We start from the raw sequence: 23,016 nt of genomic DNA, 5'->3' as shown, positions 1-23,016 counted from the left end.
TTTACCCACAGTACCTGGCGCCAAGCCTATGCAGCGCCAGGTAAAGGGAAAAATAAGGATTGATAATGAGTAGCGTAGATATTCTGGTCCCTGACCTACCTGAATCCGTTGCAGATGCGACGGTTGCCACCTGGCACAAAAAGCCTGGCGACAGCGTTGAGCGTGATGAAGTCCTGGTTGAAATCGAAACCGACAAAGTGGTGCTGGAAGTGCCTGCAAGCGAAGCCGGTATTCTGGACTCCATTCTGGAAGACGAAGGCGCCACCGTGCTTTCTAAACAGATCCTTGCTCGTCTGCGTCCGGGTAACAGCTCTGGTAAGCCAAGCCAGGAAAAAAGCACCGCTAAAGAATCTACGCCTGCGGACCGTCACACTGCCGCACTGGATGACGAGAGCAGCGACGCGCTGAGCCCGGCTATTCGCCGCCTGATAGCCGAGCACTCACTGGATGCCAGCGCCATTAAAGGCAGCGGTGTGGGTGGTCGTCTGACGCGTGAAGATATCGAGCAGCACATTGCCAAGTCTGGCAAGGCTGACAAACCTGCGGCAGCGCCTGCAGCAGCACAGCCCGCAGCAGCAGCGCCAGCTCTGGGCGCACGCAGCGAAAAACGCGTGCCTATGACCCGTCTGCGTAAACGCGTTGCCGAGCGTCTGCTGGAAGCGAAAAACAGCACCGCCATGTTGACCACGTTTAACGAAATCAACATGAAGCCAATCATGGATCTGCGCAAGCAGTACGGCGAAGCCTTCGAGAAACGCCACGGTGTGCGTCTGGGCTTTATGTCTTTCTATCTGAAAGCCGTCGTTGAAGCGCTCAAGCGTTTCCCTGAAGTGAATGCCTCTATCGATGGCGATGATGTGGTTTACCACAACTACTTCGACGTCAGCATTGCTGTATCAACCCCTCGTGGCCTGGTGACCCCCGTTCTGCGCGACGTTGATACTCTGGGCATGGCAGACATTGAGAAGCAAATCAAAGAGCTGGCCGTGAAGGGCCGTGATGGCAAACTTAAAGTTGAAGAGCTGACCGGCGGTAACTTCACCGTAACCAACGGCGGCGTGTTCGGCTCCCTGATGTCAACGCCTATCATCAATCCACCGCAGAGTGCGATTTTGGGTATGCACGCGATTAAAGACCGTCCAATGGCCGTCAACGGTCAGGTCGTTATCCAGCCAATGATGTACCTGGCGCTGTCCTATGACCACCGTCTGGTTGACGGCCGTGAGTCAGTGGGCTTCCTGGTCACCATCAAAGAAATGCTGGAAGATCCTTCACGTCTGCTGTTAGACGTGTAGTCGTTCTCTTTATCGCGTGAAAACAAGTGCAGGGCAGGAGTATCTGCTCTGCAATCTTCTGAAATCAATGGATAGAACATCATGAATCTACACGAGTACCAAGCGAAACAGCTGTTTCTGCGCTATGGCCTTCCTGCCCCTACAGGTTTTGCTTGTTCCACCCCGCGTGAAGCGGAAGAGGCTGCATCGAAAATCGGTGCGGGTCCGTGGGTAGTAAAATGTCAGGTTCACGCTGGCGGCCGTGGTAAAGCAGGCGGCGTTAAAGTCGTGAAGAGCAAAGAAGAGATCCGTGCCTTTGCCGAGCACTGGCTGGGTAAACGTCTGGTGACCTATCAGACTGATGCGCAGGGCCAGCCGGTAAACCAGATTCTGGTTGAAGCCGCGACCGACATTGATAAAGAACTGTATCTCGGTGCCGTCGTTGACCGTAGCTCACGTCGCGTGGTGTTCATGGCGTCTACCGAAGGCGGCGTGGAAATCGAGAAGGTTGCTGAAGAAACCCCACACCTGATCCACAAAGTTGCACTCGACCCGTTGGCAGGTCCACAGCCTTACCAGGGCCGTGAACTGGCATTTAAACTGGGTCTGAGCGGCAAGCAGGTTGCACAATTTACCAAGATCTTCATGGGTCTGGCGAACATCTTCCTGGAGCGCGACCTGGCGCTGATCGAGATTAACCCACTGGTTGTGACCAAAGAGGGTGACCTTATCTGCCTCGACGGCAAGCTGGGCGCTGACAGCAATGCCCTGTTCCGTCAACCAGAACTGCGCGAAATGCGTGACCACAGCCAGGAAGACGCTCGTGAGTCTCAGGCTGCTCAGTGGGAACTGAACTACGTGGCGCTTGATGGCAACATCGGTTGCATGGTTAACGGTGCGGGCCTGGCAATGGGTACCATGGATATCGTTAAACTGCACGGCGGCGAACCGGCCAACTTCCTCGACGTAGGCGGTGGCGCAACCAAAGAGCGTGTAACCGAAGCGTTTAAAATCATTCTGTCTGATGACAAAGTGAAAGCGGTATTCGTTAACATCTTCGGCGGTATCGTACGCTGCGACCTGATTGCCGACGGCATCATTGGCGCAGTGGCTGAAGTGGGCGTCAGCGTACCGGTTGTGGTACGTCTTGAAGGGAACAATGCTGAACTGGGTGCCAAAAAACTGGCAGACAGCGGTTTGAACATCATTGCAGCGACCAGCCTGACTGACGGCGCAGAGCAAGTTGTTGCTGCAGTGGAGGGTAAATAATGTCGATTTTAATCAATAAGAATACCAAAGTTATCTGCCAGGGTTTCACCGGTAGCCAGGGTACTTTCCACTCCGAGCAGGCGATTGCCTACGGAACACAGATGGTTGGCGGCGTAACGCCAGGCAAAGGCGGCACCGAGCATCTGGGTCTGCCAGTGTTCAACACCGTGCGTGAAGCCGTAGAAACAACAGGCGCAACAGCCTCTGTTATCTATGTTCCAGCGCCATTCTGTAAAGACTCGATCCTAGAAGCTATCGACGCAGGCATCCAGCTTATTATCTGTATCACTGAAGGCATCCCAACGCTGGATATGCTGGTGGTGAAAGTGAAGCTTGAGCAGACCGGCGTGCGCATGATAGGTCCTAACTGCCCAGGCGTTATCACCCCGGGTGAGTGCAAAATCGGCATCCAGCCTGGCCACATTCACAAGCCGGGCAAAGTGGGGATCGTTTCCCGTTCTGGTACGCTGACTTATGAAGCGGTTAAGCAGACTACCGACTATGGCTTTGGTCAGTCTACCTGCGTCGGTATCGGCGGTGACCCGATCCCGGGTTCAAGCTTCATCGATATCCTGAAACTGTTCCAGGAAGACAAGCAGACTGAAGTGATCGTTATGATCGGCGAGATAGGCGGTAACGCAGAAGAAGAAGCGGCTGCCTACATCAAAGAGCACGTAACCAAGCCGGTTGTGGGCTACATTGCGGGCGTCACTGCGCCTAAAGGCAAGCGTATGGGCCATGCGGGTGCCATCATTGCCGGTGGTAAAGGCACTGCGGATGACAAATTTGCAGCGCTGGAAGCGGCCGGTGTTAAAACTGTTCGCAGCCTGGCAGACATCGGCAACGCCGTGAAGTCAGTATTGCCTCCGCAGTAATTTTATCCCTTTGAGCATCAATGCCGCCTTGGGGCGGCATTTTTTTTGCCAATGATAATGAATAATATCCTGCCTTATTATTCATTATTGCTGTCTTATTCCTGTTGTTATTTTTATCTTATATTTACAAATAATTAATCCCTTTCTTGATCTGGATCAAAGTTTTTATTTGATTTAAAAATAGATAAAACATCCGAATTTATTATTGTTAATTTTTAAAATACCGAATTACATCTATTTAACAGGCGGTATTTGAAATAAAAACAAATTATCACCTTGTTAACACAGGAATGAATTAAGATTAAATATTTTCTGATTACGCTGGAAATAGCGACTCAAAAGGATTAAATTGCTCTGGATCAATCTTGGCCTGAGTTTGAAAAAATGATAGTAATTGATCTACATTCTAAAAATTGGCGCTGGCGCACAAAACACCTGTTTATTGTGTGGGAATAGTGGCGTAACATTGTCACAATCAAAGCTCAGGTTTAATAAACCGGCTGGGGGCCCTGACCCCGTCACTTCTCTTCCTTAGAGTCCCGCCCCAGCTGCGCACGCAGCGGGCGTAGGTCTGGGCATCGTTAAATGAAATGAATTTTATCCGATAGGGAAAGTTAATAAATCTCTATCACATTAAAGATTCATCATATTAAGGATCCGTTAATTTTTAAAATAATTAATCTGCTAATTAAATAATTAAAGTCATTTTGATAACGGAAAGTTAAATACTGGTAGTTGTGAGGCGTATTCCAGTTTTATACGTCAGAGAGTTGCTATTTGGAGTCTTCCTCCGAGGAGCTAGGGGTTAGAATGTTTGATATCGTTGAGCTGTCGCGTTTGCAGTTTGCTTTAACGGCCATGTACCATTTTATTTTTGTTCCATTAACGCTGGGTATGGCGTTTCTGCTGGCAATAATGGAAACGGTCTATGTGCTTTCCGGCAAACAAATCTATAAGGATATGACCAAGTTCTGGGGCAAGTTATTTGCGATTAACTTTGCGCTGGGTGTGGCCACGGGGTTGACCATGGAGTTCCAGTTCGGAACCAACTGGTCTTATTTCTCACACTATGTCGGTGACATCTTTGGTGCTCCGCTGGCCATCGAAGGGCTGATGGCATTCTTCCTTGAGTCAACGCTGGTCGGGCTCTTCTTCTTCGGGTGGGACCGCCTCTCCAAAGTGCAGCATATGACGGTGACCTGGTTTGTGGCTCTTGGCTCAAACCTCTCGGCGCTGTGGATCCTCGTTGCCAACGGCTGGATGCAAAACCCGGTAGCCTCCGAATTCAACTACGAAACCATGCGTATGGAGATGGTCAGTTTTTCCCAACTGGTGCTCAACCCGGTTGCGCAGGTTAAATTCGTGCATACCGTGGCCGCGGGCTACGTGACCGGCGCGATATTCATTCTGGCGATTAGCTCCTACTACCTGCTTAAAGGCCGTGATACGGCGTTTGCCAAACGCTCGTTCGCCATCGCGGCGAGTTTTGGTCTGGCGGCTACGCTTTCGGTCATCGTGCTGGGTGACGAGTCAGGCTACGAAATGGGCGACGTGCAGAAAACCAAGCTGGCCGCCATCGAAGCCGAGTGGGAGACACAGCCCGCACCGGCTAACTTTACGCTGATCGGATTACCTAACCAGGACAAAATGGAGAACCAATACTCCATTCAGATTCCTTATCTGCTCGGTCTGATTGCTACGCGTTCAACCGATACGCCGGTCACCGGCCTGAAAGAGCTAATGGCACAGCATCAAGTGCGTATTAGAAACGGTATCAAGGCCTACACGCTGCTCGAAGAGTTGCGCTCGGGCAATGACAGTCCTCAGGTACGCAGCGACTTCGAAAAAGCCAAGGTTGACCTCGGCTACGGCATGCTGTTGAAACGCTACACGCCGAAGGTAACGGACGCGACCGAAGCGCAGATCCAGCAGGCCACCAAAGATTCAATTCCGCGCGTGCTGCCGCTGTATTTTGCCTTCCGCATTATGGTGGCCGCAGGCTTCCTAATTTTGCTGGTGGTCGGTCTGTCGTTCCTGACCGTGCTACGCGGCAAGATAGGGCAGAAGCGCTGGCTGCATCGCGCGGCACTTTATGCGCTGCCGCTGCCGTGGATTGCCGTCGAGGCGGGGTGGTTTGTTGCTGAGTATGGCCGCCAGCCGTGGGCTATCGGTGAGATTCTGCCGACTGCGGTTGCCAACTCTTCATTAACTGCCGCTGACGTACTCACCTCGATGATCCTCATCTGTGGTCTGTACACGCTGTTCCTGATTGCCGAGATGTACCTGATGTTCAAGTTTGCGCGTCTGGGGCCAAGCAGTCTTAAGACCGGTCGTTATCATTTTGAACAGCCTGCCGCCGCCGTTCAGCGTGCACAGTAAGAGGGAGACCACGTATGTTCGACTATGAAGTTTTAAGGTTCATCTGGTGGGTGCTGATAGGCGTGCTGTTTATTGGCTTCGCCGTCACCGATGGCTTTGATATGGGCGTAGGCATTCTGGTGCGCATTATCGGCAAAACCGACACCGATCGCCGCGTGATGATTAACGCGATTGCTCCCCACTGGGACGGCAATCAGGTGTGGCTGATAACTGCCGGGGGAGCACTGTTCGCCGCTTGGCCGATGGTCTACGCCGCAGCATTCTCGGGCTTTTATGCCGCGATGATCTTGGTACTTTGTGCCTTGTTCTTCCGCCCGCTGGGCTTTGACTATCGTAGCAAGGTTGACGATCGTCGCTGGCGCAATCTGTGGGACTGGGGCATTTTCATCGGCAGCTTCGTGCCGGCCGTAGTCTTTGGGGTAGCCTTCGGCAACCTGCTTCAGGGCGTACCTTTCCACATTGATGAATATCTGCGTCTGTTCTACACCGGTAACCTGCTTCAGCTGCTCAATCCGTTTGGCCTGCTGGCGGGTATTGTCAGCCTGACCATGCTGGTGACGCAGGGGGCAACCTACCTGCAGATGCGAACCGTGGGTGAACTGCATCTGCGTACCCGAACAGCCGCGCAGATTTCGGCGCTGGTGATGATGATTGCTTTCCTGATAGCCGGCGTCTGGTTGGTGAAAGGCATTGACGGTTATGTGGTGACCTCGGCAATTAACACCGCTGCCGAGTCTAACCCATTGCGTAAAACGGTCGCGCATCAGGCCGGTGCATGGTTGCTTAACTTCAACCGCATGCCTGCACTATGGGCCATTCCGGCACTGGGCGTCATTTTACCTTTATTAACCCTTCTACTGTCGAGGTTGAATAAGGGGGCATGGGCGTTCCTGACATCGTCGCTCACCATCGCCTGTGTGATCCTGACGACGGGCATCACAATGTTCCCATTCGTGATGCCTTCGAGCATTGAACCGAGCGCCAGCCTCACGATGTGGGATGCCACTTCCAGCCTGCTGACGCTGAAAGTCATGACCGTGGTCGCCTGCATTTTCGTGCCGATCGTCCTTATCTACACCAGTTGGGCTTACTACAAAATGTTTGGTCGCCTCGATAAAAACTTTATCGAAAACAACAAGCATTCGCTGTACTAATCGCAACCAAAGGGGAGTTTAACACCATGTGGTATTTTGCCTGGATACTCGGAACGCTGCTGGCCTGCTCAGCGGGGATCATCACCGCGTTAGCGTTCGAACAAAGTGAAGAAAGCAAAGCGGCTAAAGACGCAGAATAACGCGTTACGCATTGTCTAATTTAAGTGTTTTGAACAGTAAGGGCCCCGAGTGGGCCCTTTTGTTTATACACCGTTGAAACTCGCTTTTTTTTACATGATTTACAAAGCGCTGACACAGTTATTTCAATGCACCATCACGGCTCATAATTATTTTCATTCCAGAGTTGCAACCCATTCCAAACCTGAAATCAGTTGCGTATAGTAGGGCCGTCAAATTGCAATACGGGATGTAGAGTGAGTAATTCGTTGTTCCGATGGCCTGTCCGTGTTTATTACGAAGACACCGATGCAGGCGGCGTGGTTTATCACGCCCGTTACGTCGCCTTTTTTGAAAGGGCTCGCACAGAAATGTTGCGTGATCGCAACTTTCACCAGCATAAATTGCTGGAAGAACATGTCGCTTTTGCTGTTCGCCGTATGACGGTTGAATATCTGGCGCCTGCACGTCTTGACGACCTGCTGGAAGTCCAGAGCGAAATCACCGAAATCCGGGGAGCTTCACTTACCTTTGCACAACGAATTCTTGATTCGCATGGAAATCTTCTGAGTAGTGCAGAAGTTCTTATTGCATGCATCGATCCACATCAAATGAAGCCAAGAGCGCTTCCTAAGTCTATTGTCGCGGAGTTTAAGCAGTGACTGACATGAACATTATTGATTTATTTTTAAAGGCCAGCATCCTGGTTAAGCTGATCATGCTTATCCTGATCTGTTTTTCTGTTGCCTCATGGGCCATCATCATTCAGCGCACCAAGGTGCTGAATGCGGCAACCCGTGAAGCGGAAGCATTTGAAGATAAATTCTGGTCTGGCATTGAGCTTTCTCGTCTTTATCAGGAAAGCCAGGGCCGTCGCGACACGCTGAGCGGTGCTGAGCAGATCTTTCATTCCGGTTTCAAAGAGTTTGCTCGTTTGCATCGCGCAAACAGTCACGCGCCAGAATCGGTTATCGAAGGTTCTTCACGCGCCATGCGTATCTCCTTTAACCGCGAGCTTGAAGCGTTGGAAAACCATATTCCATTCCTTGGCTCAGTCGGTTCTATCAGCCCATATATCGGCCTGTTTGGTACGGTGTGGGGGATCATGAACGCCTTCATCGGCTTGGGCGCGGTCAAACAGGCTACGCTGCAGATGGTTGCGCCTGGTATCTCTGAAGCGCTGATCGCCACCGCACTCGGTTTGTTTGCCGCTATTCCTGCTGTTATGGCCTACAACCGCCTTAGCCAACGCGTTAACAAACTCGAGCAAAATTACGATAACTTCATCGAAGAGTTCACGGCTATCCTGCACCGCCAGGCTTTCTCTCGCGAGAGCAGTAATTAAGGGAGGGGAGTATGGCTCGAGTACGAGGTCGTAAACGTCGCGAACTGAAGTCGGAAATCAACATCGTTCCACTGCTCGACGTGTTGCTGGTGCTGTTGCTCGTTTTCATGGCAACGGCGCCTATCATCACGCAGAGCGTTGAGGTGGACTTGCCTGATGCGACCGACTCCAAAACAGTTTCTACCGATGATAACCCGCCGGTTATCGTCGAGGTTTCTGGCGTTGGCCAATACACCATTGTTATAGACCATCAAAGAATGGAACAGCTGCCGGAGCAGCAGGTTATCGCGGAGGCGTCGCAACGCATCCAGGCTAATCCGAAAACCGTTTTCCTGATCGGTGGAGCAAAACAGGTGCCTTATGATGAGATAATCAAGGCGCTGAATTTGCTGCATCAGGCTGGTGTGAAATCTGTAGGTTTGATGACACAGCCAATCTGATCCATGGCTAATGGGTGACATTTATTTTAAACCTGGTGGATGTACGTTAATAAAAAGCGTGTGCCACCGGGCTTTAGCAATCCTGTGTTGGGAAATCTATTTTGGTAAAGGCAACTGCAACTGAACAAAACGATAAGCTCAAACGCGCCGTTATTGTTTCGGTCGTTCTGCATATCATATTGATAGCCCTGTTGGTCTGGAGTTCTCTTCACGAGGACACCAGTATGAGCGGCGGCGGCGGCGGTACTGATATTTCGGCCGTGATGGTCGATTCTGGCGCAGTGGTCGAGCAATACAATCGCGAGCAACAGCAGCAGGCTGACGCGAACCGCGCCCAGCAATCGCATCAGAAAAAGTCTGAACAGCAGGCTGAAGAAGCCAAAGAAGCGGCCGAAGAGGCTAAGCAGCAAAAGGCTGAAGAGGCCAAAGAAGCCGCTGAGTCAGCCAAACAGGCTGCACAGCAGCAGAAGGCTGAGCAAGCCAAAGAGGCTGCCGAAGCTGCCAAGCAAGCGGCGCAAGAACAGAAACAGGCTGCTGCTGAGCAGGCTAAACAAGCCGCCGAGCAACAGAAGAAAGCCGCAGCTGAAGAGGCCAAACAGGCCGCAGAAGATGCAAAACAGGCTGCCGCTGATGCCAAAGCCGCCGCAGTGAAAGAACAACAGAAGCAGGCAGCAGATGCTGCTGCGAAGGCTAAGGCCGAAGCCGACAAAGTGGCAAAAGCTCAGGCTGATGCGCAGAAGAAAGCTGAAGCTGAAGCCAAGAAACAGGCAGAGGCCGATGCCGCTGCTGCGGCCGTAGCCAAGAAGCAGGCACAGGCAGAAGCCAAGAAAGCGGCTGCTGACGCCGAGAAGAAGGCCGCAGCTGAAGAAGCGAAGCAGGCCGCCGCCGAGGCGAAAGCCGCAGAAGCTAAACAGGCCGCAGAGGCCAAAGCGGCTGAAGCGAAAGAGGCTGCCGAAGCGAAAGCTGCTGCCGCAAAAGAAGCTAAAGCCGCCGCAGCCAAGGAAGCCGCCGCCGAGAAGGCCGCAGCTGCCAAGGCCGCAGCAGATGCCAAGAAGAAAGCCGCTGCCGCTGCGGCGAAGCAGTCTGCAGACGTCGACGACCTGTTTGGTGGCCTTGCCTCCTCCAAAAACGCACCTAAGGGTGGCGGTGGAGCCGCTGGTGTAGGTAAAAATAAGAAGAGCGGGGCATCGGGCGCGGACATTTCCAACTATGCTGGTCAGGTTGAAGCCGCAATCAAGAGCCGTTTCTATGACTACCAGTCATACATCGGCAAAACCTGTTCGTTACGCATCAAGCTCGCACCGAATGGTACGTTGCTAGATATTCAGTCTGAGGGCGGCGATCCGGCTCTGTGTCAGGCAGCGATTGCAGCGGCTCGACAGGCAAGGATCCCAAAACCACCGTCTCAGGATGTTTATGAAGTGTTTAAAAATGCACCGGTAGACTTTAAGCCTCAGTAATGGGGCCTAAAATGGCCAAAGTTATTGAAGTCGCAGTTGAAAATATTCTTGTTTAAGATATTTGCGATGGCTTATCTGGTGTTTATGTAGTTTTGTGTGCATTGGTTTGTTAAAATTCTGCTAGTTTATCGCGGAAAGAATAAGCCGGTCAGACGTCGTGGCTCGCAGGTGTCGGGCAGTGTAAAGCAGCAGGAAACCGTGCATTCCCAACATGGAAAATTGGGAAATCGATGCGCGGTCTTCTGCCGTTTGTGACGCCACCTGACGAGGCGTAAGATTTCTTTCGGGCTCTGAGTCCAGATAAGGGAGATACAATGAAACAGGCAATTCGAGTAGCGTTCGGCCTATTGATGATGTGGGCGACGGTGTCTCATGCGGAAGTGCGCATCGAGATAACCCAAGGGGTAGACTCTGCCCGCCCAATTGCAGTAGTACCTTTTAAATGGGCTGGTCCGGGGACTCCTCCACAGGATATCGGCGGCATCGTTGCGGCTGACCTGCGCAACAGCGGCAAATTTAATCCTATCGACAACGCACGTATGCCACAGCAACCGAGCACAGCGGCTGAAGTTACGCCTGCTGCCTGGAGCGCGTTGGGCATCAATGACGTGGTTGTTGGTCAAATTCAGCCTGGCGGTGACGGCAGCTATCTGGTGTCTTATCAGCTGGTTGACACCTCGGGTGCAAGCGGAACCGTTCTGGCACAGAACCAATACAAAATCACCAAAGAGTGGCTGCGTTATGCAGCACATACCGCGAGTGATGAAGTATTCCAGAAGCTGACCGGAATTAAAGGCGCATTCCGCACCCGTATCGCGTATGTCGTGCAGACCAACGGCGGGAAATTCCCGTTTGAACTGCAAGTCTCTGACTATGACGGCTACAATCAGTTTGTCGTGCACCGTTCGACCGAGCCTTTGATGTCACCGGCCTGGTCTCCAGACGGTAGCAAACTGGCTTACGTAACTTTTGAAAGCGGTCAGTCTGCTCTGGTGATTCAGACCCTGGCTAACGGCGCAATCCGTCAAGTCGCTGACTTCCCGCGTCATAACGGTGCACCCGCGTTTTCTCCAGACGGTACCAAACTGGCGATGGCCTTGTCTAAATCAGGCAGCCTGAACCTGTATGTAATGAATTTAGCTTCTGGCCAAATCAGCCAGGTCACTGACGGACGCAGCAACAGCACTGAGCCAACCTGGTTCCCAGATAGTCAAAATCTGGCGTTTACCTCGGATCAGGGTGGTCGTCCTCAGTTGTATAAAGTAAATATTAATGGCGGTGCGCCTCAGCGTCTGACGTGGGAAGGTTCTCAGAACCAGAACTCAGATGTTAGCCCCGATGGAAAATTCCTTGTAATGGTTAGTTCCGCAAACGGTAGCCAACACATCGCCAAACAAGATCTGGACACGGGAGCCGTTCAAGTATTAACGGACACGTACCTGGATGAAACGCCTAGTATCGCGCCGAACGGCACCATGGTTATCTACAGTTCTTCTCAAGGACTCGGGCAGGTGTTGAATTTGGTCTCGACTGATGGGCGTTTCAAAGCGCGTCTTCCGGCTACCGAAGGACAGGTATCTTCTCCTGCCTGGTCGCCGTACCTGTGATGCATGTTAAGATATGTATGGCAAATTATAAAAAAGGATCAACGAGATGCAACTTAATAAAGTGCTGAAAGGCCTGCTGTTGGCAGTACCTGTAATGGCAATCGCTGCTTGTAGTTCACACAAAACCGCAGACAATGGCCAAGCTGGATACGGCGCTAACGGTGCTGGTACTGGCACTGAAAACGGCAATATGTCTTCAGAAGAACAAGCTCGCCAGCAAATGCAAGAGCTGCAGAAGAACAACATCGTTTACTTCGGTCTGGACAAGTATGATGTTTCTTCTGACTACGCTCAGATGCTGGATGCACACGCTGCATTCCTGCGTAGCAACCCGTCTTACAAAGTGACTGTTGAAGGTAACGCCGACGAACGTGGCACACCTGAATACAACATCGCACTGGGCGAGCGTCGTGCTTCTGCAGTTAAAATGTACCTGCAGGGTAAAGGCGTTTCTGCTGACCAGATCTCTATCGTTTCTTACGGTAAAGAAAAACCAGCTGTACTGGGTCATGACGAAGCGGCTTACGCTAAAAACCGTCGTGCCGTACTGGTTTACTAAGAGAATCGCATGAGCAGTAACTTCAGACATCACCTGTTGAGTCTGTCGTTACTGATTGGCGTAGCGGCCCCTTGGGCCGCTACTGCCTCGGCACCAATCAGTAATGTCGGCTCCGGCTCGATAGAAGATCGAGTCACCACCCTTGAGCGTATCTCTAACGGTCAAGGCCAGCTATTAACTCAACTCCAGCAACAAGTCTCCGATAACCAGAATGATATTGCGACGCTCCGTGGGCAAATCCAGGACAGCCAATATCAGCTGAAGCAGATTACCGATCGTCAAAACCAGATTCTCCAGCAGATAGCTTCGATGCAAAGCTCAGGTAGTGCCCCTGCGGCCGCTGCAGGTGCTTCAGCAGGTGCAGCAACGGCTGACAGCGGTTCTGACTCTGCTTCTGCTAGCAGCGCGCCTGCAAGCTCGGGGAATCCGGACACTGACTACAACAACGCTGTATCATTAGCGTTGGAAAAGAAACAGCCCGATCAGGCAATTACTGCCTTCCAGGCTTTTATCAAGCAATACCCGGATTCGACTTACCAGCCTAATGCCAATTATTGGCTCGGCCAGTTGTATTACAACAAGGGTAAGAAAGATGACGCAGCGTACTATTTTGCGGTAGTGGTCAAAAACTATCCGAAGTCGCCGAAAAGCCCAGACGCGATGTACAAGGTAGGGATCATCATGCAGGAGAAAGGCCAGAGCGAAAAAGCGAAAGCCGTGTTCCAGCAAGTGGTTAAACAATACCCGAACACCGAATCTGCGCGAGCGGCTCAAAAACGTTTGTCTTCAAAATAGTTAGCCATTCAGGCCCGAAAAATAACCATTTAGACTATTTTTCGGGCTCGAATGTATGAAGAACAAGCAGTCAGTAAGTTATCTCGAAATTAGGGTTGCGCTGCCGAGATAAATCAGTAATATATGCCGCCGTTGCCCAGACAAACTGAAACAAGTTAATCAGGCAAGCAAATTAAGCAGATTAGTGGGTCGTTAGCTCAGTTGGTAGAGCAGTTGACTTTTAATCAATTGGTCGCAGGTTCGAATCCCGCACGACCCACCACTGTTTAATGCTGTAGTAAATGTGTTAAGTCGTAGGTAAGAGAACCTGTAGCAGGTTTGAGCCGAGCGGAGCGAGACGACAACGCGAACGCGTTGCCCGAAGGGTGAGGCCAGAGGCCGAATCAATCCCGCACGACCCACCACTGTTTAATGTTGTAGTAAGAAGTCAGTCAGTTAGAAGAGGGTCGTTAGCTCAGTTGGTAGAGCAGTTGACTTTTAATCAATTGGTCGCAGGTTCGAATCCCGCACGACCCACCACTGTTTAATGTTGTAGTAAATGTGTTAAGTCGTAGGTAAGAGAACCTGTAGCAGGTTTGAGCCGAGCGGAGCGAGACGACAACGCGAACGCGTTGCCCGAAGGGTGAGGCCAGAGGCCGAATCAATCCCGTACGACCCACCACTGTTTAATGTTGTAGTAAGAAGTCAGTCAGTTAGAAGAGGGTCGTTAGCTCAGTTGGTAGAGCAGTTGACTTTTAATCAATTGGTCGCAGGTTCGAATCCCGCACGACCCACCACTTCTAAGAAAAAAGCGCCTAACGGGCGTTTTTTGCGTTTCAGGGTCTGCGAAATTGTTCCATAGCTCTAAAGCAGCAGATCCCGCGCGTCGTGTGGGTGAGAAGTTGCGTTCAGGTTCGAGCCGAGCGAAGCGAGACGACAACGCGAACGCGTTGCCCGCAGGGTGAGGCCAAAGGCCGAATCAATCCCGCACGACCCACCACTTCTAAGAAAAAAGCGCCTAACGGGCGTTTTTTGCGTTTCAGGGTCTGCGAAATTGTTCCATAGCTCTAAAGCAGCAGATCCCTCGCGTCGTGTGGATGAGAAGCTGCGTTCAGGTTCGAGCCGAGCGAAGCGAGACGACAACGCGAACGCGTTGCCCGCAGGGTGAGGCCAAAGGCCGAATCAATCCCGCACGACCCACCACTTCTAAGAAAAAAGCGCCTAACGGGCGTTTTTTGCGTTTCAGGGTCTGCGAAATTATTCCCTAGCTCTAAAGCAGCAGATCCCTCGCGTCGTGTGGATGAGAAGCTGCGTTCTGGTTCGAGCCGAGCGAAGCGAGACGACAACGCGAACGCGTTGCGCCTACTGGGCATTGGCCCAGACCGACACAAGAGGAATTCAAGACCATTCCCTTTGTGAATCCTCCTCCTTGTTATCTTGAGATGACCGAGGCAGAAGGATGAGTACGTTTCAGTTACGACTTCGCCTGGCGCAGGTCGCGCCGCTTCGCTGTCCCTTCACTGCGGATTCGGAATAACATCGTTCCTCATCACTTCGTTCTGCGCCGCCCTGATACCGTCAATATGAGTATCAAACCAAAAGCGGCAACCTTGAGCTCAAGTCCACGATCCTTCAAACTTCACAACCCGAATATGCGAATCACGATAATAAATCGTCACTTCATTTGTTAAATTTTAAGCCGCTTAAACAAAATCACGAATTAGCATAAAATTACAGCGACATTTATCTGTCATCGGAGTATTTTGTTTAGCATATAAAACAAACGGGCTTCTTGAAGGCTCGATCCGATGATTTGCCGGCATATTGACGGCTGACTGAGATGATGAGTAATGAGTGAGACACTGGACCTGAACGCGGCGGTTTATCCTTTCCCTCCTAAACCCGCCTCTTTGAGCGACGACGAGAAAACCTTTTATAAAGAAAAGATTAAAAGGCTCCTTAAACAGCGTGATGCGGTGATGGTCGCTCATTACTATACTGACCCCGAGATTCAGGCGCTGGCAGAAGAGACCGGTGGCTGCGTGGCCGACTCGCTCGAGATGGCGCGTTTCGGCAGTCAACACAGTGCCTCAACGCTGCTGGTCGCTGGCGTGCGTTTCATGGGCGAAACGGCAAAAATCCTCAGTCCCGAGAAAACCGTGCTGATGCCGACACTGCATGCCGAATGCTCACTGGATCTCGGCTGCCCCGAAAAAGAGTTCTCCGACTTTTGCGACAACCATCCCGACAGAACGGTCGTCGTTTATGCCAACACCTCTGCCGCAGTGAAAGCACGCGCCGACTGGGTGGTCACCTCCAGTATTGCCGTCGAACTTATTGAACACCTTGATAGTCTTGGCGAAAAAATCATCTGGGCTCCCGATCGTCATCTCGGAAATTACGTTCGCAAACAGACCGGGGCAGATATCCTGTGCTGGCAAGGGGCCTGTATCGTCCATGACGAGTTTAAAACCCAAGCCCTGACCCGTATGAAAGCTTTATACCCTGAAGCGGCCGTGCTGGTGCATCCAGAGTCCCCTCAGGCGATCGTAGACATGGCCGATGCCGTCGGATCAACCAGCCAGCTGATTCAGGCGGCCAAATCGCTGCCTAACAGTAAGCTTATCGTCGCCACCGATCGCGGTATCTTCTACAAGATGCAGCAGGCGTGTCCAGACAAAGAGCTGTTTGCCGCACCGACTGCCGGTGAAGGGGCAAGCTGTCGTACCTGTGCACATTGTCCGTGGATGGCGATGAACGGCCTGAAGGCGATTGCAGAAGGGTTGGAGCAGGGGGGAAGTCAGCACGAGATACAGGTTGAGGAAGCGCTGCGAGTTAAATCGTTAATTCCGCTAAACCGCATGCTGGACTTTGCGGCCCAGCTCAAGCTGCGCGTTCAGGGCAACGCCTGAACGCGCTAACCCTTTAGTGATGATGCCCGTGGTCATGACCGTGATGATGGTGATGACCCTGTCCTGACGCGGCTGAAATCGCCGCTGCATCGTTTAAGGTGCAGTCATACATTTCGCAGACGCCATACTCTATCTGAATCGTCGCATGACCAATTTTGTATTTCTCTGACAGGTAGTGCTGGATCCTGCCCAGCAGCGCATCGTGGTCATGCGGTGGAATCACCTGCGTATGCAGAGTCATCAGACGCTGTTCGCCAATCTGCCATACGTGGACGTGATGAACGTTGCGCACCTCGGGAATAGTTAGCGAAAGGTCCTTACGCAGTTTATCGATATCAATCTCCTGCGGCGTGCCTTCCAGCAGCTCGTGAAAGCTCTCACGCAGCAGCCCCCAGGCATTGCGCAGCACCAGACAGGACACCAGTACCGACAGGATTGGGTCGATAGGCGTCCAGCCGGTGTACATGATAATCAGGGCTGCCCCTACCGCACCGACAGATCCCAGCAAGTCCCCCATTACGTGAAGTGCCGCGGCACGCACGTTGATATTCCCCTTTTCCTCACCCTGATGCAGCAGCCAGAAGGCCAGCAGGTTAGCAAACAGCCCGGCAATGGCGATTGCCAGCATGGTTCCGCCCAGTACCGGCTCCGGCGTCATAAAACGACGGATGGCCTCCCAGAGGATGAGCACGACAATAAGCAGCAACGCAGAGGCGTTAACGAACGCTGCCATAGTGGTCAAGCGAAGATAACCGAAGGTGTGACGAGCATTGGCTTTGCGGCGGGCAAAGCGAACCGCCGTTAGCGCCATGAGCAGGGCGGCTGCGTCGGTCAGCATGTGGCCGGCATCGGCCAGCAGAGCAAGCGAGCCGGAAATCATACCGCCAATAACTTCGGCCACCATAAAGACCACGGTAACTAAAAATGCCAACAGCAAACGACGGCTGTTTCTGTCCTCGGGTAAAAGAGACCGTACTGACATAATTTTCCCTATCTGTTTTTAATATTGATATACCACGAATGTGGTTCAGCGCTTTATTTACTGAAACTAGTCTGAATAACTTCCTATTTTAAGTCATCTTTTACCACAAATAAAAACGGAGAGCCTAAGCCCTCCGTCCGAATCAAACCGGCAAAACTATTTACCCGTGTCGGCGGACTGTTTTGTCCCCGGCGTTTGGTCGGGACAACGACCGTCTTTACACATGGTAATTTTATGGTCTTTGTTTTTGCTGGTTTTTTTATGCATCTTGGTCGTTTTCTTGTGATGCGTCATTGGTTTTTGTGCAGTATTGGTATCAGAAGTATTGATCTTGCTGTTATCAACGCCGTTTGGCGCAAGTTTTTGCATCGATCCCGGTCCGCCTGTCTGATTAGCGTTACCATTATTGGATCCAGCACCAGCATTAGACCCGTCCGCTGCAAATGTCGCACCGCTGCCCAGAGCCAGACCTGCTGTAAGAAGAATTATCGCGAGCTTTTTCATGTCCTAGCCTCCATTTCAGGTTTGTATTGAGAAATCATCTAAATTTTGCAAATGGTTATCAATATAAAAGCTTAGTTGAGGTTCAGGTCATAGCAATGAGATAAATGCCCATTAATGGCCGAAAGTCGATTTACAGCGCTGCGCAATGCCGCTAGATTGGTCGCGTTTGGAAATTAGTTTCGACCTTTTATGAAATACCCAATGGAACAGTTATGAATTATCAAAACGACGATTTACGCATTAAAGAAATTAAGGAACTTTTACCGCCGGTGGCATTGTTGGAAAAATTTCCCGCCACTGATAAAGCCGCTAAAACGGTTTCCCAGGCGCGCAATGCTATCCATAAGATATTGAAGGGTAATGACGATCGTCTGTTGGTGGTAATTGGTCCCTGTTCCATTCATGACCCCAAAGCGGCAAAAGAGTATGCAGCACGTCTTCTTACGCTGCGTGAAGAGCTGCGCGACTCCCTCGAAATCGTGATGCGTGTTTACTTCGAAAAACCGCGCACCACCGTAGGCTGGAAAGGCCTGATTAACGATCCGCAAATGAACAACAGTTTCCAGATTAACGACGGTCTCCGCATCGCACGTAAATTGTTGCTGGATATTAATGACACCGGTTTACCTGCGGCAGGCGAGTTTCTGGACATGATCACGCCACAGTACCTGGCTGACTTAATGAGCTGGGGCGCTATCGGTGCTCGCACTACCGAGTCTCAGGTTCACCGCGAGCTGGCCTCTGGCCTGTCTTGCCCGGTCGGCTTTAAAAACGGTACCGACGGCACCATTAAAGTGGCTATCGACGCCATCAACGCCGCTGGCGCGCCACACTGCTTCCTGTCCGTAACTAAATACGGCCACTCCGCTATCGTGAACACCGCAGGTAACAGCGACTGCCACATCATTCTGCGCGGGGGCAAAAAGCCTAACTACAGCGCCGCTGACGTGAAAGAAGTCAAAGACGGCCTGAAGAAGGGCGGTTTGCCTGCTCAGATCATGATTGACTTCAGCCACGCCAACAGCAGCAAACAGTTCAAGAAGCAGATGGAAGTCTGCGAAGACGTCTGTGGTCAGATTGCCAGCGGCGAACACGCTATCATGGGCGTCATGGTGGAAAGTCACCTTGTCGAAGGGAGCCAGAGTCTCGACACCGGGGAGCCACTGGTTTATGGCCAGAGCGTGACCGACGCCTGTATCGGTTGGGAAGACACCGAGACCCTGCTGCGCAGCCTGGCTGGCGCGGTGCAAAAGCGTCGCGGTTAAGTTGATTTCGCCGACCTTTGGAGTCGGCAAATTCAGCGTGGCGTGGGGATTTTTCCAACAATAAAAAATGCCACCCATAAAAAAAGAACGCCGAGGCGTTCTTTTTTCGTTTCAGTACCGGACTGAATTACTTGGCTTTACCCTGATTAGCAACCGCGGCAGCTTTTGCAGCGATTTCTTCAGCGTTGCCCAGGTAGTAGTGTTTGATGGGTTTGAAGTTTTCGTCAAACTCATACACCAGTGGCACACCGGTAGGGATGTTCAGCTCAAGAATTTCTTCTTCGCTGAGGTCGTCGAGGTATTTCACCAAAGCACGCAGTGAGTTACCGTGCGCTGCAATAATAACGCGCTCGCCGCTTTCGAGGCGTGGTTTGATAACGTCAGTCCAGTAAGGGATAACGCGCTCAATGGTCAGCGCCAGGCTCTCGGTGGTTGGCAGCTCTTCAGGACGCAGTTTTGCATAACGCGGATCATGGCCTGGGAAACGCTCGTCGCTTTTGTCCAGCTCTGGCGGAGTTACGCGGAAGCCGCGACGCCATTGTTTGACCTGCTCATCGCCGTATTTGGCCGCGGTTTCTGCTTTGTCGAGACCCTGCAACGCACCGTAGTGACGTTCGTTCAGTTTCCAGGATTTTTCAACCGGCAGCCACGGCTGGTCCAGTTCATCCAAAACGCTCCACAGAGTATGGATGGCACGTTTCAGTACAGACGTGTAAGCGAAATCAAACTGGAAGCCTTCATCTTTAAGCAGTTGTCCTGCCTGTTTTGCTTCAGTACGACCTTTATCCGAAAGATCAACATCATGCCAACCGGTAAAACGGTTTTCTTGGTTCCATTGACTTTCGCCGTGTCTTACAAGAACCAGCTTGGTTACAGCCATAGCTAAACTCCTCAATTTACTGAAATTCCAATGACAACTGCGATCATTATATGGCCTGACCCCCTGCGTCGGCAATCAATAAACGAAACGCACAGCCCCAAGTTTGAGGCTGTGCGTTAACGGGAGTTTGCTTTACTTCTGATTACGCAGCTTTTTTCAAACATGTGCTCATAAAGGTCTTACGGGCATCACCTTTGAGCTCTTTTTTCGCAGCATCTGCATTACAAGTCTTCATCTTGTTTTGCTGTGGAGTCATCGCTTTATCACTGGTTTTAGCCTCTGCTTTCAGACAGTGGCTCATGAAAGTCTTGCGCTCGTCTCCCTTAAGACTCTGCGTGGTTGCCTGCTGGTTGCAGTCGGTCATTTTCTGACGTTGTGCAGCCTGTGCCGCAGAAGGTGCCTTCATGGCCTCGGCGGCCAGTGCATTACCCCCAATACAAAGCGTTGCTAACAGCGACAACAAAATTGGTAAACGCATAACTCATTCCTTTTAAGACGTCCTGCTCACCAGGACACTCTGTAAGAGTAGATGTAACAAGTGTTTTTGGCTGAATAAATCCCCAACCCGTGAGGATAGATATCACATTTTTAGCTAAATGATCGAGCCGCCATGATCGGTAACACCTCAATTCCCGCTAATTTCTGAAAACTTACGAAAAAATTACCTTAAATCATGGAACCTACCGAAAGTTGAATGTTGACATAAATAGATATGATAATTATTATCATTCCCATTATCAATTATGACTATTTTAAATCCTGATTAATAACAGGGTCTTGCCGTGCATTTTTTTTGGAAATTCATTGCTGAGCAACATAATAATCTTAAATTCTCTAAGGCCTTTTTATGTCTCCACACAAGGGAACGCGTCACCTTAAGACTTTGCTTTCGTTAAGCCTGGTCGCCAGTTCAGTCATGAACGCCGTTGCAGCAGAAACGGCGACGACAACACCAGTGGTAAAAAAATCAACGGCTAACGCGGCCGATGCCGGGGACGTTATGACGGTTATTTCTCCTAAAGTTGAGAGAAAAGCCGGTGACGAAACTAAAATCACCGCCAAAGATATGCAGAAAGACGGCGGCAACGACTTCGGAACCCTCATGCGCTATCAGCCGCTGGTCAGTGCGACCGGTTCAGCAGGCGGTTCTTCGGTGGGCAAAAGCGGGTTCGACCGCAGCGGCTACACCGGATATAACGTTCGTGGCCTTGAGTCGAATCGCGTTGCTATTGACGTTGACGGTATCTCGCAGCCAAGCGCGACGGGCCGACCTTACGTCGGACGTGCCGGGCAGGGAACCTTCGGCATGGGCCGTGACTACATCGACCCTTACCTCTATGGCACAGTGGATATCCAGTCCGGAGCGACCAACGTCTCCTATGCCAATACCGCTATCGGCGGGGCGGTGTCATTCAAGCCGAAAACGGCCGATGACTATCTGAGCGAAAACAAACACACTTATTTCGGCTATCAGAGCGACTATGACTCCTCGAACCACAGCTGGCACAACGGCATCACGGTGGCGGGTGGCGATCGTGATTTAAGCGGCGTAGTGGTGATTAGCCGTCGTGATGGTCAAGAGACCCGCAACAACAGCGGCACTCGTGACGCTTATCCGGCGAACTGGCACTCCGATGCCATCATGGCCTCGGGAACCTGGGCGGCGACCGACACTCATACCCTGACAGGCACCGTCGATCTTTACGACAAGACTAACCACACCCATTTCGATTCCTGGAATAGCGCAGGTTCTGCAACCAACGGCACCAACTACCAGACTAGCCAGACGCGGCGTATCACGGCGAGCGTGCTTGACCACTGGACGCCGTATTCGCAGCTGGTGGATACCATCGACACTAAACTGTTCTTCCAGAAAACGCAGGCGCACGACAACACCTACGGCCCGAATACCACCACCGGTACCAGTCTGGTGCGCACCTTCTCTGACCTGAACACCCATACTTTCGGCCTGGATAGCAAAATGGCCAAGTCGTGGGGCATCCACGAATTCAGCTGGGGTCTGAACGGCAACATCAGCGAGAGCGATCGCCCGTTTAGCCAGTCACCGGTGCAGTCGACCTACAGCTACACCATGCCACCGCAGGCCAATAGCCGTACTTATGTCTTCGGTGCCTTTGCGCAAGACACCATGACGTGGGACCTCGACGGGCATAACTTCTCGGTGGTGCCGGGCCTGCGCCTGGCGTATCAGAAGACCGAGCCGAAAGATCTGGGCACGCTGGCCAACGGCTCGCTGTCCGAATCAGAACTTTCGACGCTGTACGGCACCACCAGCGATACCCAACTGCTGCCGTCTCTGGCCTTTATCTATGACATCACGCCGAAAGTGCAGACCTATCTGCAATACAAACGCGGCGCGCAGTTCCCGGACGCCAGCCAGCTTTACGGCTCATGGAACCTGAGCTCAAGCTATGCCGGTAGCTCGCAGTATGCGTTGATCGGTAATTCGGATCTCAAGACCGAAACCAGCAACAACTACGAATGGGGCATCAAAGGCGAAGCGACACCAGGGATAACCTTTAACCTGAATGCGTTCTACAGCCAGTACAAAAACTTCATTGCTTACACGCGCTACACCCGTTCGGGAAGCCCATCGGTCTTCACCAATATTCCAGGCAATATCTATATTGCCTATGAAGCTGAAAACCGCGACAAAGCTTATATTTACGGCAGCTCTTTGACTGCACGATTTAACTTCGGTACCTGGTATGAGCAGGTCAATGGCCTGAGTGCGCGCCTGTCGTTCGGCTATGCCAAGGGCGCGTCCAAATCCAGCTATGAAGGCGATAAGTACGTCGACCTCGACAGCGTGGCGCCAATGAAACTCGTGACCGGTGTGGCGTGGGACGATCCGTCGAAGCTTTACGGGGTAGCCGTGACAGCGACCTTCAACAAAGGCAAGCAGGCGACCGCAACTAACCGCGAAACCTACACCAATGCAGGCACCGCTATCACCGATTCCTCCACGGAATACGCGCGTATTCCCGGCTACGGTATCGTTGACCTGACCGGTTACTATCAGGTGGCAAAAAACGTCAAACTCAGCGGCGGTATCTATAACGTGACCGACAGAAAGTACTGGGACTACCTGAGCACGCGTGACACTGAGACCTCAACGGCTCAGGATAAGGCCGATCTCGCCCTGGCAACGATGCCGGGCAGAACCTTCCAACTGGGGGTCAACGTTGACTTCTAAGGG

General features: G+C 51.8%; 20 protein-coding genes, 3 tRNA genes and 4 other RNA genes. 23 read left to right on the top strand and 4 right to left on the bottom strand.

Going from position 1 to position 23,016, the window contains the following annotated elements; genetic code table 11:
- The first annotated feature begins 65 nt into the window (after positions 1-65).
- The 21 genes from odhB (at position 66) to nadA (ending at position 16,165) form a co-directional block, all read left to right on the top strand.
- The gene (odhB, locus tag BS640_RS00895; protein ID WP_017494260.1) at positions 66-1,295 is read left to right on the top strand and encodes a 2-oxoglutarate dehydrogenase complex dihydrolipoyllysine-residue succinyltransferase; all 1,230 of its coding nucleotides are present in this window, start codon (positions 66-68) and stop codon (positions 1,293-1,295) included.
- Positions 1,296-1,376: 81 nt separating this feature from the next.
- The gene (gene sucC / locus BS640_RS00890) at positions 1,377-2,543 is read left to right on the top strand and encodes an ADP-forming succinate--CoA ligase subunit beta (RefSeq protein ID WP_017494261.1); all 1,167 of its coding nucleotides are present in this window, start codon (positions 1,377-1,379) and stop codon (positions 2,541-2,543) included.
- The gene (gene sucD, locus BS640_RS00885) at positions 2,543-3,418 is read left to right on the top strand and encodes a succinate--CoA ligase subunit alpha (protein WP_017494262.1); all 876 of its coding nucleotides are present in this window, start codon (positions 2,543-2,545) and stop codon (positions 3,416-3,418) included. The genes sucC and sucD overlap by 1 nt, the downstream gene beginning before the upstream one ends.
- A gap of 810 nt (positions 3,419-4,228) precedes the next feature.
- Positions 4,229-5,797 carry a cytochrome ubiquinol oxidase subunit I gene (gene cydA, locus BS640_RS00880; protein WP_017494057.1) on the top strand — a complete coding sequence of 523 codons (1,569 nt, stop codon included), beginning with the start codon at positions 4,229-4,231 and terminating at the stop codon, positions 5,795-5,797.
- 14 nt (positions 5,798-5,811) lie between these two features.
- On the top strand, positions 5,812-6,951 hold the full coding sequence (gene cydB / locus BS640_RS00875) for a cytochrome d ubiquinol oxidase subunit II (RefSeq protein ID WP_017494056.1): 1,140 nt from the start codon (positions 5,812-5,814) through the stop codon (positions 6,949-6,951).
- Positions 6,952-6,977: 26 nt separating this feature from the next.
- Positions 6,978-7,091, top strand: coding sequence for a cytochrome bd-I oxidase subunit CydX (cydX, locus tag BS640_RS00870; RefSeq protein ID WP_017494055.1), 114 nt, complete (start codon positions 6,978-6,980; stop codon positions 7,089-7,091).
- Positions 7,092-7,325: 234 nt separating this feature from the next.
- Entirely contained in the window at positions 7,326-7,730 is a 405-nt protein-coding gene (ybgC, locus tag BS640_RS00865; protein WP_017494054.1) for a tol-pal system-associated acyl-CoA thioesterase, read from the top strand.
- A complete protein-coding gene (tolQ, locus tag BS640_RS00860; RefSeq protein ID WP_017494053.1) occupies positions 7,727-8,413 on the top strand; it encodes a Tol-Pal system protein TolQ in 687 nt (228 codons plus the stop codon). The genes ybgC and tolQ overlap by 4 nt, the downstream gene beginning before the upstream one ends.
- Before the next feature lie 11 nt (positions 8,414-8,424).
- Complete coding sequence (gene tolR, locus BS640_RS00855; protein WP_017494052.1) at positions 8,425-8,853, top strand: colicin uptake protein TolR; 429 nt, start codon at positions 8,425-8,427, stop codon at positions 8,851-8,853.
- Positions 8,854-8,954: 101 nt separating this feature from the next.
- Positions 8,955-10,313, top strand: a complete 1,359-nt coding sequence (gene tolA / locus BS640_RS00850) for a cell envelope integrity protein TolA (RefSeq protein WP_017494051.1) — start codon at positions 8,955-8,957, stop codon at positions 10,311-10,313.
- Between the two features lie 314 nt (positions 10,314-10,627).
- Positions 10,628-11,920 (top strand): Tol-Pal system beta propeller repeat protein TolB, encoded by a 1,293-nt coding sequence (gene tolB / locus BS640_RS00845; protein ID WP_017494050.1) that lies wholly within the window; start codon positions 10,628-10,630, stop codon positions 11,918-11,920.
- A gap of 46 nt (positions 11,921-11,966) precedes the next feature.
- Positions 11,967-12,479 (top strand): peptidoglycan-associated lipoprotein Pal, encoded by a 513-nt coding sequence (gene pal / locus BS640_RS00840; protein ID WP_017494049.1) that lies wholly within the window; start codon positions 11,967-11,969, stop codon positions 12,477-12,479.
- A gap of 9 nt (positions 12,480-12,488) precedes the next feature.
- Positions 12,489-13,274 carry a cell division protein CpoB gene (cpoB, locus tag BS640_RS00835; protein ID WP_017494048.1) on the top strand — a complete coding sequence of 262 codons (786 nt, stop codon included), beginning with the start codon at positions 12,489-12,491 and terminating at the stop codon, positions 13,272-13,274.
- A 186-nt stretch (positions 13,275-13,460) separates the two neighbouring features.
- Positions 13,461-13,536 (top strand) — tRNA-Lys (locus BS640_RS00830).
- Between the two features lie 14 nt (positions 13,537-13,550).
- A non-coding RNA gene (locus BS640_RS00825) (RtT sRNA) lies at positions 13,551-13,678 on the top strand.
- 39 nt (positions 13,679-13,717) lie between these two features.
- Positions 13,718-13,793, top strand: a tRNA-Lys gene (locus BS640_RS00820).
- A 17-nt stretch (positions 13,794-13,810) separates the two neighbouring features.
- Positions 13,811-13,935: non-coding RNA, RtT sRNA (locus tag BS640_RS00815), on the top strand.
- Positions 13,936-13,974: 39 nt separating this feature from the next.
- Positions 13,975-14,050, top strand: a tRNA-Lys gene (locus BS640_RS00810).
- A 77-nt stretch (positions 14,051-14,127) separates the two neighbouring features.
- Positions 14,128-14,253: non-coding RNA, RtT sRNA (locus BS640_RS00805), on the top strand.
- Positions 14,254-14,330: 77 nt separating this feature from the next.
- Positions 14,331-14,456, top strand: a non-coding RNA gene (locus tag BS640_RS00800) — RtT sRNA.
- A 647-nt stretch (positions 14,457-15,103) separates the two neighbouring features.
- Positions 15,104-16,165 carry a quinolinate synthase NadA gene (nadA, locus tag BS640_RS00795; protein ID WP_017494472.1) on the top strand — a complete coding sequence of 354 codons (1,062 nt, stop codon included), beginning with the start codon at positions 15,104-15,106 and terminating at the stop codon, positions 16,163-16,165.
- Between the two features lie 13 nt (positions 16,166-16,178).
- Here the strand turns inward: nadA and zitB are convergent, their stop codons facing one another.
- Positions 16,179-17,147, bottom strand: coding sequence for a CDF family zinc transporter ZitB (gene zitB / locus BS640_RS00790; RefSeq protein ID WP_084911620.1), 969 nt, complete (start codon positions 17,145-17,147; stop codon positions 16,179-16,181).
- Between the two features lie 156 nt (positions 17,148-17,303).
- Positions 17,304-17,651 (bottom strand): protein YbgS, encoded by a 348-nt coding sequence (locus BS640_RS00785; protein WP_017492998.1) that lies wholly within the window; start codon positions 17,649-17,651, stop codon positions 17,304-17,306.
- Positions 17,652-17,863: 212 nt separating this feature from the next.
- Here BS640_RS00785 and aroG point away from each other — a divergent pair, with 212 nt between their 5' ends.
- Positions 17,864-18,916, top strand: a complete 1,053-nt coding sequence (gene aroG, locus BS640_RS00780; RefSeq protein WP_017492997.1) for a 3-deoxy-7-phosphoheptulonate synthase AroG — start codon at positions 17,864-17,866, stop codon at positions 18,914-18,916.
- Between the two features lie 127 nt (positions 18,917-19,043).
- On the opposite strand, the gene gpmA is transcribed toward aroG, so the two are convergent.
- Entirely contained in the window at positions 19,044-19,796 is a 753-nt protein-coding gene (gene gpmA / locus BS640_RS00775; RefSeq protein WP_017492996.1) for a 2,3-diphosphoglycerate-dependent phosphoglycerate mutase, read from the bottom strand.
- A gap of 142 nt (positions 19,797-19,938) precedes the next feature.
- Entirely contained in the window at positions 19,939-20,274 is a 336-nt protein-coding gene (locus tag BS640_RS00770) for a PsiF family protein (protein ID WP_017492995.1), read from the bottom strand.
- Positions 20,275-20,643: 369 nt separating this feature from the next.
- Between BS640_RS00770 and BS640_RS00765 the strand changes: the two genes are divergently transcribed.
- Entirely contained in the window at positions 20,644-23,013 is a 2,370-nt protein-coding gene (locus tag BS640_RS00765; RefSeq protein WP_084911618.1) for a TonB-dependent receptor domain-containing protein, read from the top strand.
- Positions 23,014-23,016 lie beyond the last annotated feature (3 nt).

The organism is Rouxiella badensis (assembly GCF_002093665.1).
Taxonomy (GTDB): Bacteria; Pseudomonadota; Gammaproteobacteria; order Enterobacterales; family Enterobacteriaceae; genus Rouxiella; species Rouxiella badensis.
Note: the sequence above shows the minus strand (reverse complement) of the source record. Positions and strands in the feature narration are given on the sequence as shown.